10 protein-coding genes are annotated in these 11,852 nt (G+C 69.9%); 4 read left to right on the forward strand and 6 right to left on the reverse strand.

Annotated features, from left to right (window positions below; all coding sequences use genetic code 11):
• Positions 1-4 precede the first annotated feature (4 nt).
• Positions 5-292, forward strand: a complete 288-nt coding sequence (locus AB0D12_RS02475; protein WP_362676231.1) for a hypothetical protein — start codon at positions 5-7, stop codon at positions 290-292.
• A gap of 7 nt (positions 293-299) precedes the next feature.
• On the opposite strand, the gene AB0D12_RS02480 is transcribed toward AB0D12_RS02475, so the two are convergent.
• Positions 300-1,553 (reverse strand): MFS transporter, encoded by a 1,254-nt coding sequence (locus AB0D12_RS02480; RefSeq protein WP_362676233.1) that lies wholly within the window; start codon positions 1,551-1,553, stop codon positions 300-302.
• A gap of 366 nt (positions 1,554-1,919) precedes the next feature.
• Between AB0D12_RS02480 and AB0D12_RS02485 the strand changes: the two genes are divergently transcribed.
• Both AB0D12_RS02485 and AB0D12_RS02490 read left to right on the forward strand, forming a co-directional pair.
• Entirely contained in the window at positions 1,920-2,129 is a 210-nt protein-coding gene (locus AB0D12_RS02485) for a hypothetical protein (RefSeq protein ID WP_362676235.1), read from the forward strand.
• 120 nt (positions 2,130-2,249) lie between these two features.
• Positions 2,250-3,038: a VOC family protein gene (locus AB0D12_RS02490; RefSeq protein ID WP_362676237.1), complete on the forward strand. Its 789-nt coding sequence runs from the start codon at positions 2,250-2,252 to the stop codon at positions 3,036-3,038.
• A 59-nt stretch (positions 3,039-3,097) separates the two neighbouring features.
• Here AB0D12_RS02490 and AB0D12_RS02495 read toward each other — a convergent pair whose 3' ends face one another.
• The 4 genes from AB0D12_RS02495 to AB0D12_RS02510 form a co-directional block, all read right to left on the reverse strand.
• The gene (locus tag AB0D12_RS02495) at positions 3,098-5,086 is read right to left on the reverse strand and encodes an RICIN domain-containing protein (RefSeq protein ID WP_362676239.1); all 1,989 of its coding nucleotides are present in this window, start codon (positions 5,084-5,086) and stop codon (positions 3,098-3,100) included.
• A gap of 512 nt (positions 5,087-5,598) precedes the next feature.
• Positions 5,599-7,527, reverse strand: coding sequence for an ABC transporter permease (locus tag AB0D12_RS02500; protein WP_362676241.1), 1,929 nt, complete (start codon positions 7,525-7,527; stop codon positions 5,599-5,601).
• 108 nt (positions 7,528-7,635) lie between these two features.
• Positions 7,636-8,442 (reverse strand): molybdate ABC transporter substrate-binding protein, encoded by an 807-nt coding sequence (gene modA / locus AB0D12_RS02505; protein ID WP_362676243.1) that lies wholly within the window; start codon positions 8,440-8,442, stop codon positions 7,636-7,638.
• 84 nt (positions 8,443-8,526) lie between these two features.
• Complete coding sequence (locus AB0D12_RS02510) at positions 8,527-8,922, reverse strand: helix-turn-helix transcriptional regulator (RefSeq protein ID WP_362676245.1); 396 nt, start codon at positions 8,920-8,922, stop codon at positions 8,527-8,529.
• A 135-nt stretch (positions 8,923-9,057) separates the two neighbouring features.
• Here AB0D12_RS02510 and AB0D12_RS02515 point away from each other — a divergent pair, with 135 nt between their 5' ends.
• Entirely contained in the window at positions 9,058-9,477 is a 420-nt protein-coding gene (locus AB0D12_RS02515; RefSeq protein ID WP_362676247.1) for a TOBE domain-containing protein, read from the forward strand.
• A 1,702-nt stretch (positions 9,478-11,179) separates the two neighbouring features.
• Here AB0D12_RS02515 and AB0D12_RS02520 read toward each other — a convergent pair.
• Complete coding sequence (locus AB0D12_RS02520) at positions 11,180-11,836, reverse strand: class I SAM-dependent methyltransferase (protein WP_362676249.1); 657 nt, start codon at positions 11,834-11,836, stop codon at positions 11,180-11,182.
• Positions 11,837-11,852 lie beyond the last annotated feature (16 nt).

The following is an 11,852-nucleotide window of genomic DNA, read 5'->3' on the forward strand; positions in this document are numbered from 1 at the left end:
CCGGGTGACTGCCCGCCGCGCCCCTGACCAGCGCGAGATAGACCTGTCGGTGCTCCAGTACGTGCCCACACTCACAGCCGGGCCCACGCCGCTGGACGAGTTCGTCCTCACCGACGTCGAGGTGAAGGCCGAGGAGATGTGGCGCGGCACCGGCGCACCGGCGTTCACCGGGTACTCCGCCGTCGACCCGCTGCACGAGATCCCGGTCGTCGAGCCGGTCGAGTCCGTGCTCGGCATCAATATGACGCTCACTCCGGCGGGCATGGAGACGGTCCCGGTCAAGCAGGCCTGACCGCAGGTCAGGGCGTCGGGGTGCGGGCGTCGTACCGGGCGAAGCCGCGCCAGCGCAGCGCGAGCAGGGCGATCGCCAGCACACAGGCGATCCCGCCCCCCGTCACGGTCGCGGCCGGCGAAGTCAGATCGGCGACGCTGCCGGCCAGGAAGTCGCCGAGCCGCGGGCCACCCGCGACGACGACGATGAAGACACCCTGCAGCCGGCCACGCATCTCGTCCGGGGCGGCCGTCTGCATCATCGTGTTGCGGAAGACCATCGAGACGGTGTCCGCGAACCCGGCGAGGGCGAGGAAGAACAGTCCGAGCCAGAGGTTGCGGGTGAGCCCGAAGACGGCGATCGCCGTACCCCAGGCGCCGACGGCGAGCAGAATCGCCAGCCCGTGCCGCCGGATCCGCCCCTGCCATCCGGAGAACACCCCGCCGAGCAGCGCCCCGAGAGCGGGCGCGGCGGCCAGCAGACCGGTGGTGCGTGCGTCGCCGCCGTACCAGACCACGGCGACGGCCGGGAAGAGCGCCCGCGGATGGGCCAGGATCATGGCGCAGAAGTCGGAGAAGAACGTCATCCGGAGGTTGGGCCGGGTGGCGAGGAAACGCAGCCCGTCCAGGACGGACGCCTTCTTGGCGCCTGCGAGACGGTCCGGGCGCATCGAGGGCAGTCGCCACATCGCGTACAGGGACGCGGAGAAGGCGACGGCATCGATGAGATACGCGGTCTGATAGCCGGCGAATCCGACGATGAGCCCGCCGAGCATCGGCCCGAGGAGTGTCCCGGAGGTCATGGTCATCGAGGAGAGCGCATTGGCTGCGGGCAGCTGCTCGGGCGGCAGCAGCCGGGGGATCATCGCGCTGCGGGCCGGGGAGTTGACGGCCGCGCACACGGCCTGGAGCGCAACGACGGCGTACAGGAACCAGACGCGGTGGAACTCTGCGAGGGCGGCGGTGGCGAGCCCGGCCGACAGCACGGCGGACCCGCTCGCGGAGACGAGCCCGAGCTTGCGCCGGTCCACGGTGTCGGCGATCGCACCGCCGTAGAGTCCGAACGCCAGGAGCGGCACGAGGGAGCAGAGCCCGACGAGGCCGACGGCGAAGGTGGAGCGGGTGATGTCGTAGACCTGGAGGGATATCGCGAGCGCGGTCATCCCCTGACCGACCCAGGAGATCGTGTTGCCGAACCAGAGCCGCCGGTAGTGGACGGAGCTGCGGAGGGGAGTGAGGTCGGCGAGTATCCGACGGCGCGGAGGTCGGGCGGTCTCCGTCATATGGCGTGGCGGTGGCGGGCCCGGCGCGTGTGGAGGGCAGTGCGTCCGGTGAGGCTGGTCGTCGGCATGACGGGCAGTATATGGACGCGCCGGGAGCGGGCCCCTTACCTGTCGGCCCCTCACCCGTCGGCCCCTTACCTGTCCGGTTGTCCGTCCGGGCAGCGGTGCGGGTGGGGACGGTGGTCCAGGCGCCGGCCGCCGCTGTACCGGCGGTGATGCGCAGGGCCGGGCGTACGCTGGTGACACCGAGGACATTTCGCACACCGGCCGTCGTGCCGGTGCGGTTTTCGGCGGTTCACCCACATCGGCGCTTCAACAACGCCCGGCCGGTTCGCGCCGGTCCGGGGCAGGGTGGGAAGTGAGGTCATGGACAACCTCGTCACCGTGCTGGCGATCCTCGCGATGATCATCGCGGCCGCGCTCGCGATCCATCTGGTCAACGGCTATCAGGACGAACGCATCGCCGCATTCCCCTTCGGCGGCCGCACCAAGCCGGCCGTCCGGCACCATGCGCGCCAGGAGCGCCGGCACACCGCACGCGAGTGGCTCCGGCTTCACCGTCACGCGGGGAAGTGACGGCCGCGGCCCGTACCCCGGAAGTGCGCCCCTGGCCGGGAGCCGGCTCGACGCGCGCCGACACTCATCGGCGAATAGCGTGAAAGAACGGGAAATTTCCTCGAGCTGGAGGCTTGGACCATGGCCGCGCAACCGGAAGGCACACCCTGTTGGGCCGACGCGATGTTCCCCGACCTGGAAGCCGCAAAGAGCTTCTACAGCGAGCTGATGGGCTGGACCTACGACGAACTCTCGGAAGAGTTCGGCAACTACACGCAGGCGCGCTCGGACGGCAAGCTGGTGGCCGCCGTCGTACCGCAGATGCCCGGCATGGAAAGCCCGGCGGCCTGGAACCTCTACTTCGCCTCTCCGGACGCGGCCGCGACGGCCGCGAAGATCCGTGAGAACGGCGGAACGCTGCTGATGGAGCCCATGCAGGTCGGCGAGTTCGGCACCATGGCGACCGCCCAGGACCCCAGCGGCGTGTCCTTCAGCGTCTGGCAGCCGGGTGCCCACGAGGGCTTCGAGAAGACGGGCGAACCCGGCTCGTTCGCGTGGGCCGAGGTCACCACACGGGACGCCGCCAAGGCGGACGCCTTCTTCACCGCGGCCTTCCCCTTCGAGGTGCAGAAGATGAAGCACGAGGTCGTCGACTTCCACCTCTGGAACATCGGCGGCCGGCCGGTGGCGGGCCGGATGAAGATGACCGACGACTTCCCGCCCGATGTCCCGCCGCACGTCAATGTGTACTTCGCCGTGGCGGACTGCGACGCCGCGATCGCCACGGTCAACAAGCTCGGCGGGCAGGTGCACTTCGGCCCGATGGACAGCCCCTTCGGCCGCTTCGCGACGGTCGCGGACCAGCAGGGCGCGGTCTTCTCGGTGATCGACCTGCAGACCACGAAGGGCGAGATGCCTGAGATGACTTGACCGCGGGAAGGCACAGGCGGCCCGCGGACAAACGGTCGTCATCCGGCGGCGTGACCGGACTACGCCCGACCGGCCACTGCCCGACTGGTTTCCGCCCGACCCGCCTCCGCCCGACTGGTTTCCGCCCGACCGGCCTCCGCCCGACCGTGGCGCGGCCGCGCGGTGTCGGCCCTGTCCGGGAGGCGCAGGCCGGCCGGAGCCGGCTCCAGCACCTTGGCGGGGCGCAGCCCAAGAGCCGTTCGCACGGGCCGGTCGTGCCGCTTCTCATCGGCCGAACCATTGCTGACACGCCGCAGGCTGGACTGGGGCTGCGCGGCGTACGGGTCCGACGGCACCGAATCCGGCTCCGTCCGGCCCGCGGGCAGCGGGGGCGGCGGGCAGCTCGGGGAGGCGCAGTCCTCGCCGGTCTGCGGTGAGGTGTTGACGTCCTTGGTGAACGGTGAGCCCACATCGGCACTCGGCCGGACCTTGGGGGTGCCGGCGGCAACGTTGTCAGTCACCCATCGCTGCGCCGCTGATCCGTCACGGACCTTGACCACCACGGTCGTTGCCGGATCCGGCGAGATCGGGACGAGTGCCAGTCCGTCGTTCCACCGGGGGATCACATTGCCCTGGATGGTCAGGTCGTAGCGTACGTCCGCGGCGTTCGCCGCCGACGCCGCCGTGCAGACGCTCAGCACGGCCACACCATCCATCTCGTGGGAGTTCAGGCACAGGTCCGGGGCGGCGGAGCTACGCAGCAGCCCGTCGTCCTCGTACACCCACGTCTGCGTCACGGTGGTCGAGCACACCGCCATCATCGCCTCGGCACCCGGCGCAGCCCTGCGGCCACGGATGTCGAGACAGAGACCGGCGTCGGCATTGCGCAGTCTGGTGTTCAGCGGGCCCGCCGGGAGTCCGGCGGATGTGGTCGACGGCTGCGGTGCGTGGCCGGACGGCACCTGGGATCCGGCTGCGGGAGGCGCGTCGGTGGTGACCGCACCGCTCGGGACGGACGGTCCCGCGTAGTCGCTGTCGTTCGACCAGAACGCCGAGACGGCGGTCACGACGAGCGCGCCGGCCACCAGCAGCCCGAGACCGGTGAGGACGACCTTCGGCCGGGCCAGCATCAGGTGCCGGCCGGGGAAGGTCATACGGGGCAGTGCGCGCGGGCGCCCGGCCTTCGAGTGCCGGCCCGTACTGCGGACCGTACTTTCTCTGCTCTGCGCCCGGGCGCTGTTGCGGGCCGGTCGCGATTCCAGGTAGCCGCGGGCAGCCTGGCCGAGCAGGCCCTCGGCCAGCAGCACGGCCAGCCGGCCGTCCAGGTGGTTGAGCTGTTCGGCGGCGTAACGGCAGTACTGACACTCCGCCAGATGCTTCTGGATGTCCGGGATCAGAGTGCCGCCACGGCGCAGTGACACATCGAGGAGACGGCTGTAGTGGCGGCAGTCCTTGTCCGGCGCGAGTTCCACATGAGCCCGCAGACAGCCCGCGCGGAAGAGCTCACGCGCCTGTTCGAGTTGGACCGCCGCACCGCGCGGGTCAATGGCCAACAAACCTGCCGGTACGGATATGCCCTCCGCCTCGACCTCCCCATGCCAGAGCAGGCATTGGAGGGGACCCGGCATTGCGTGGAAAGCGCGGGAGACCAACTCCCGATTCTCCGGCAGGGTGAACATGTCGACTCTGAGGGTGCGACCGCCGTCCGGATACTGGAGTTCGGGCAGCGCGAGGACGTACTGGTCGTTCGCCCACCCCTTGGCTATTTGACGCGCAGTCAACAATAGAAGCGGACGAAGAGCCGCGGTCGACCTTGCCTTCCGGAGATTCTCCAGCACCTTGCTGAACGCCGCCGTGGCCAGCATCGAGGCGGCTTTCGCCGACGGGGTGCAGATCGAGGCGTAGTCGAACACCGATTGCCAGTGCCGCGCCAGCAGCACTGCTACGGGCCGCGCCTCGTCCTTCCCGCCGCTGGTCCGCAGCGCGGCCGCGAGCCCTTCGTCGGAGTCCCCGGAGCTGAGGCCGGTATGGGAGGGAGGGACGGGACCCGGGGTACGGGGATTCTGCATAGAAGTCTTTCCATCCAGGGCATTGCATGGGGGGTTGCAGGCTCTCAGTCCCGGTCAACCGCCTGTGCTTTCAGGGCAGTTGAAAGGGCACAGCTGATTGGTACATACCTTCCAGAGGGGCCACACCGATGTTTTCGCAGTGACTTACCGCCGGGTAATTAGAACGGTTGAGCAGAATCGTCATGTTAGGACGTGAGGAAGCACACCCTTACACAACCCACCTGCATGGAACAAGAGTTCCGGACAGCATCCATTCCCGGTGCACCAGAACAAGAAAGGACCACACTTCACGGCGGCGCACAGCGCGTGGCCGGGGTGCGCAAGTGCATCCGGTTCCGCGCCCGCCCTTGATCAGAATTGAGCGCTTTTGGCTGTCGAGTGTGGAGTACAGACCGCGACGAGGTACTCCCACTGACGTGGCAACACGGCTCGTTCCAGCTCGTCGGAAACAGCCACAACTGGGGCTGCGGCCCGGGCTCGGACTGCGACCGGGCCGGGCTGCGACTGCGCAATCACAGCGTCACGGTGACGACCTCCGTCGCCTTGACGCTGGTCCATACGGAAGTCCCGTCGGCGAGGCCCAGTTCGGCGGCGGCCTGCGGAGTGATCTCGGCGACGAGGTCCGGTGCCTGATCCGAGGTGACCAGGATGCGCAGCCGACTGCCGGTGGCGGTGATTTCTCCGACGGTGCCCGGCCAGACGTTGCGCGGGCTGCCGCCAGGCCTGTCGCGGTGTACGGACACCGCTTCCGGAGCGATGATCGCGAGGGCCTCGGTGCCCGCGGGCAGCGGATCCGCGGCGACGAGCAGCCCGCCGCCGGAGAGCGCGAGACCGTCCGCCGTCGCGATCCCGGGCCAGGCGTTGCGGCCGAGCATCCGGGCGACCCACGGGGAGCGGGGATGCCGGGTGACCTCGGTGGGCGGCGCGTCCTGCAGGGCGCGGCCCTCGTCGAGTACAAGAACCCGGTCGGCCAGCGACACAGCTTCCACGGGGTCGTGGGTGACGATCAGGCAGACGCCGCCGAAGCCGTCGAGGTGGGTGCGCAAGGTGTGGCGCACCTGGGCGCGGGTGGTCTGATCGAGTGCGGCCAGGGGTTCGTCCAGGAGCAGCAGGCGGGGCCGGGCGGCCAAGGCCCGTGCCAGGGCGACGCGTTGGGCCTGGCCGCCGGAGACCTGGGCAGGTTTGCGGTGTGCGAGGTTTCCGACACCGAGCCGGTCGAGCCACTGCTGGGCGGCGCGGCGGGCCTCGGTGCGCGGGACGCCATGGGCGCGCAGCCCGTACGCGGTGTTGGCGAGGGCTGTGAGGTGTGGGAAGAGCGCGCCGTCCTGCGGGACCCAGGCCACCCCGCGGCGGTGCGGGGGCAGTTCGGTGACGTCGGCGTCGCCGAGGCGCAGGGCTGCGTGCGCGCGGGGCGTGAGGCCGAGGAGCGCGCGCAGCAGGGTGGTCTTGCCCGCGCCGTTGGGTCCGACGACGGCGATGGTGGTGCCCGGTTCGGCGTCCAGGGTGAGCCGGTTGAAGCCGGTGACCTCGGCGTGCAGCGACCAATGCTCCTGCGAGGTAGGTGACTTGAGGTCTTCGGGGGTCACCGCCGGTGGCGGTTCTGCGTCGTCCGCCGGAGGTGCGGGCTTGCGTGAACGGTCGCTCGGCGTTCCGGTCCAGCGGCCGCGCAGGGCGATGAGCACCATCATGGCGATGGCGAGCAGCAGCAGGGAGACGGAGGTCGCCGCTTCCGGCTGGTCCTGGAGGAGCAAGTACACCTGGAGCGGCAGGGTCTGCGTCGTGCCGGGCAGATTGCCGGCGAAGGTGATGGTCGCGCCGAACTCGCCGAGCGCCCGCGCCCAGGTGAGGGCGGCTCCGGCGATGAGTCCGGGGGCCACCATGGGCAGGGTGACGGTGAAGAACACCCGTACCGGCGAGGCTCCGAGGGAGGCCGCGGTCTCCTCGTAGCGCGGCCGCAGCCCTGCCAGTGCGCCTTCGAGGCTGATGACGAGGAACGGCATCGCCACGAACGTCGCGGCGACGACGGCGCCCGAGGTGTGGAAGGGCAGGGTGATGCCGAAGGTGTTTTCCAGCCAGGGGCCGAGCAGGCCACGGCGGCCGAACCCGAGGAGGAGCGCGACGCCTCCGACGGTGGGCGGCAGCACCATGGGCAGAAGTACGAGGGAGCGTACGAGTACCTTGCCGGGAAATTCGACGCGGGCCAGCAGCCAGGCCAGCGGCACCCCGAGCAGCAGCGAAAAGCCGAGCGCCCAGAAGGAGACGAGCAGCGACAGCCGCAGGGCCTCGGTGACGCCGGGACTGGTCAGATGACTGCCGAGGTCGCCCCATGACGTACGGGCGAGGATGCCGATCAGCGGCATCAACAGGAACGCGATCGCGAGGAGCGCGGGCACGGCGAGCGCGACAGGGGGGCGGTTGCCGCGGGTGCGGAGGCGTCTCATCGGGTGTTCCTGGGGTATCGGGGGTTCCTGGGGTATCGGGGGTTCCTGGGCTCGAGTGACGGTCGTGGGCTGCCCGGTCTCCCGTACCGGGCAGCCCGCGCACGGCGGTTACGGCTGCTGGAAGCCCGCGTCCTGGAGGATCTTCTGCGCCTCGGGCGTGGAAAGCCACGCCACGAACGCGGCGGCGGCCTCACTGTTCTTGGACGTCTTCAGGGTCGCGGCCGGGTACTGGGCGACGGCGTTCTGCGCGTCGGGGATCTCGACGGCGTCGACCTTGTCGGTGGCCGTGGCGGCGTCCGTCTTGTAGACGAGACCGGCATCGGCTTCACCGAGCTCGACCTTGCTGAGCACGGCGCGGACGTTGGGCTCCTGCGAGACCGGCTTCACGACGATCTTCTGCGCGTCCAGGATCTTCTTGCTGTAGCGGCCGACCGGGACCTCGGGCGCGGCGAGTACGACCTTCAGCTTGGTGTCGGCGAGGTCCTTCAGCTCGTCGACCTTCTTCGGGTTGCCCTCGACGGTGGCGATGACCAGACGGTTCTTGGCGATGACCGTCGGCGTGCCCGTGTCGGACTTCAGACCGTCCATGGTCTTGGTGTCGGCAGTGACCAGCGCGTCGGCCGGGGCGCCCTGCTTGACCTGTGCGGCCAGTTCCTGGGACCCGGCGAAGGAGAACTTCACCTTGGTGCCCGGGTGCGACTTCTCGTACGCGGCGCCGGCCGTCTTGAAGACGTTGGTCAGCGAAGAGGCGGCCAGCACGGTCAGGTCAGCCTGGGGAGCGGAGCTCGCGCTGTTCTTCGAACCGCCCGCGCTGTCCTTCTTGCTGTCGTCGCTGCCGCAGGCGGCGAGCGGCACGAGCAGGGCCGCGGTGAGTACGGCGGCGGCGGTACGGCGCCCGTTGAAGGCGTACGACATGGCGGGTCTCCTTGGTGAAGCGGTGGGAACAGGCCGCGTCGGGGACGGGCGACGCCGCTGCAAGGGCTGGATACGGAGGGTGGTTCAGGCGCGGTCGATGTGCACGCTGGTCGACTTCACGCGGGCGGTGGCCTGCATTCCGACTTCCAGCCCCAGCTCCTCGACGGCTTCCCGGGTCAGCAGGGAGACGAGTCGGTGCGGGCCGGCCTGGATCTCGACCTGTGCGGCGACATCGCCGAGCTTGACCGCGGTGACGATGCCGGGGAATGCGTTACGGGCCGAGGTGTACGAGGCGTCCTCCTCACCGGTGCCGCTCTGGGCGACCTCGATGGAGAAGGCGGCCAGGTCACGGCCGTCGATGAGCCGTCGGCCGCCTTCGTCGCGGTGGGTCGCGACCCGCCCGGCATCGGCCCAGCGGCGCGCGGTGTCGGGGCTGACGCCCAGCAGACGCGCCGCCTGGCCGATTGTGTAGGACTGCATATGCGACACGGTAGGCAGCATCAGCCAGCATTTACAAGCCATCATGTTCCACTCCGTAGCAAATGCCAGAGCGGCTGGAGGAAACCCCAAGCGCGGCGCCCGACCGCTGCCCGGTCCCGTGGCTACGGTGGATTCATGAGCCTGAGCATCCGCAATCAGATCCCCGGCACGGTCGTCTCCGTCACGCCCGGCGAGGTGATGGCGACCGTCAAGGTCCGGCTCTACGGCGGCCAGGAGATCACAGCCGCGATCACGCTGGAGGCCGTCAAGGAGCTGGGCCTCGCCGCGGGCTCCTCCGTACGCACCCTGATCAAGTCCACCGAGGTCGCTCTGGCCACCGGCGCGATCGAGGGCCTGAGCATCCGCAACCGGATCCCCGGCACCATCACCGAGGTCACCACCGGCGGCGCCATGGCAGGCGTCAAGGTGACCGTCGCCGGCGGCGAGCTGACGGCCGCGATCACCAAGGACGCGGTCACCGACCTGGGTCTCGCCGCCGGGTCCTCCGTCATCGCCCTGATCAAGTCGACCGAGATCTCCCTCGCGAGCGTCTGAGGTCGACTCTGGAGCGCCGGCTCCGCGGGGACAGCGCAGGCTCCCACCCGGACGCTGGTGATCGCGCTGATGCAGAGCGCCCCGCACCGGCCGAACGGCACGGTCGAACGGCACGGTCGAACGGCCCCACCGGCAGGCCGGCCGCCTCGTCGAGGCGCTGCCGTCCATCGCGGTGACTCGAGCCGATGTGCCGGGTCGCGGCGTTCGTCGAGCTGCGGGTCTCAGCGCCTGACGCTCTGTCGGCGTCCGCCGGCTCCCCCTCGGCAGGTCGAGGCAACTATCACGGTGGACAGCGTCGCCCAAGCCACTGCCCGGGTCAGGGAATTGGCTGTCCAGGCCTCCGCCGGGCGCAGAGCGTCGCTTCGCCCCCGCCGGCTGAAACACCCTTCCTTCGAGACCCGCCGGATCGCCGGAGCGGCACCCTGTTCGAGGTGCCCTCAGGGGCGGGTGGCTCACCACACCCGACGAGCAGGAGGGCGAGTACATCACAGGGGCGAAGAGAATCACCGCACCGAAGAGGACGTTCAGCGCTACGGGGTAAACGCCGTTGACTCGGGGTGAGCCGTGGCTGTCGGCTCGGACGCCGAAGCGGGTGGCGCTGGTGTGACCAGCCGCTACCTCCAAGGGAGTTGCGTGCCCCACGTTTCAGCCGCTGATTGAACACTGCCTCGCTCCGGCCCGTTGACCTCGGTAACCGGTGCCCCGCCCAGACCGGCGAGTAAGTGAGGTTCGCACATGCCAAGGATCCTTCCGAAAGACACCGAGCGGCGCCTTCCGGCCGCCGGCTGCCGCCCAGCCTGGTCGGCCGACCACGGTTCCTTCCAGCGACTCACGCACTGAGCGGTCGAACCCATGGACTATTGCTCCCCCTGCCGCCGTGCCCTCAACGGCGCCGTGACGTGCCCGGAGTGCGGGGCATACGACTCCGACATGGCACCGCCGAGCGATCGTAGCGGCGGTGCTCGGGCAGCCGACCTGGCGGTGCTGGATGCCCTCGTCATCGAGGGACCGGGCACCTTCGAGTCCCCCGACGTTGCCTGGTCCCCCACTCCCTCAGCCGATGCGCCCGCAGCCCGGCGCCGCTGTCCGCCGCGACTGAAGAAGTACGGCGGTCGGACTCTTGCCGCAGCCACCTTGGCCATGCTCGGCGGCCTGGCCGCTGCATCGCTGCTGCCCCAGCAGTCCGCCGGCACCCCACAAGCAGCGCCGAGCCCGGAACAGGCATCCCCCGACGAGCCCTATGTCCCCGTCACCGAATCACCCAGGGCCTCACGTCCACCGGAGCGTCCGGCCACGCACCCGGCCAGAGGAAGCGTCCGGGACCGCAACGGTGGTGCGACTCGGCGCCCTCGCGCGACGGCCACTCAATCACCGGCTTCCCGCACTCCCGCAGCCCCCACCAGTCCACCCGTGAAAGCCCGGCCGACGCCCCGCCCCTCCAGTGGCCGCCCCGGCCACTCGGCCTCGCCGACGGCGCCCCCTTCCGCAAGTCCTACCGGCAGTGCCAGCACCTCGCCCACGAGCAGTCCCGCGCCGAGCACCACGGGTGTGCCATTGACCGATGTACATGGGGAACGGACGGAGCCGTTGCTGCCTGAGCGACGCCGAAGCGGGGCGGTCGGTGGCACGATCACCGGAAGGTGACCGATGCCATCGCCGAGCCAATCCCCCTGTCTGTGGCCCGTAACGCCCTCGTTCGCCGTCAGAGTCGGCAGCTGATCTCCATGCCGTCCTCGACGGGGAAGGTCACACTCTGATAGCCGTTCGCAGGGGCGCGTACGTAGTCGAGATAGGGCTGCAGACTGCTCAGGTCGACGTCGTCGGCCACGACGAGGGTGCCGGGCTCCATGCGCGGTTCGAGCAGGCGCAGTACGGGTAGGCACAGGTCCTTCCAGCCGTCGAGCAGGACGAAGTCCGCGGAGCCGTCGATCCCGCTGAGGGTCTCACGGGCGTCTCCCTCCAGCACGGTGATCACGTCGTCCAGGCCGGTCTCGTTGAAGGTGCGGCGGGCTGCGGCGATCTTGTGCTTGTTCAGTTCCGTGGTGATGACGCGTCCGGTGCCGTTGTCCCGTACGGCGGCGGCCAGGTGCAGCGTGGAGATCCCGAAGGATGTGCCGAACTCGATGACGGTGGCCGGTCGAACAGCCCGAATGAGGTTGTAGAGCAACTGCCCGCCCGCGGCGGAAATCGGCATGTAGATCTCCGCCGCGGCATCGGCGTGCTCCTGCGGTGTTCCGAAGTCGCCGGGCCGCTCCGCCCTGACGCGGGCTGCGGTGGCTTCGTCGTGGGCGGCATGCGCGAACATCCGGCTGAGGGCGGCTTCGACCCGGGGGTCGGCGAGCGTGTGAGTGACTGTCATACGAGCTAGAGTAGAC

The sequence above is a fragment of the Streptomyces sp. NPDC048479 genome, assembly GCF_040651435.1.
In the GTDB taxonomy this organism is placed as follows: domain Bacteria; phylum Actinomycetota; class Actinomycetes; order Streptomycetales; family Streptomycetaceae; genus Streptomyces.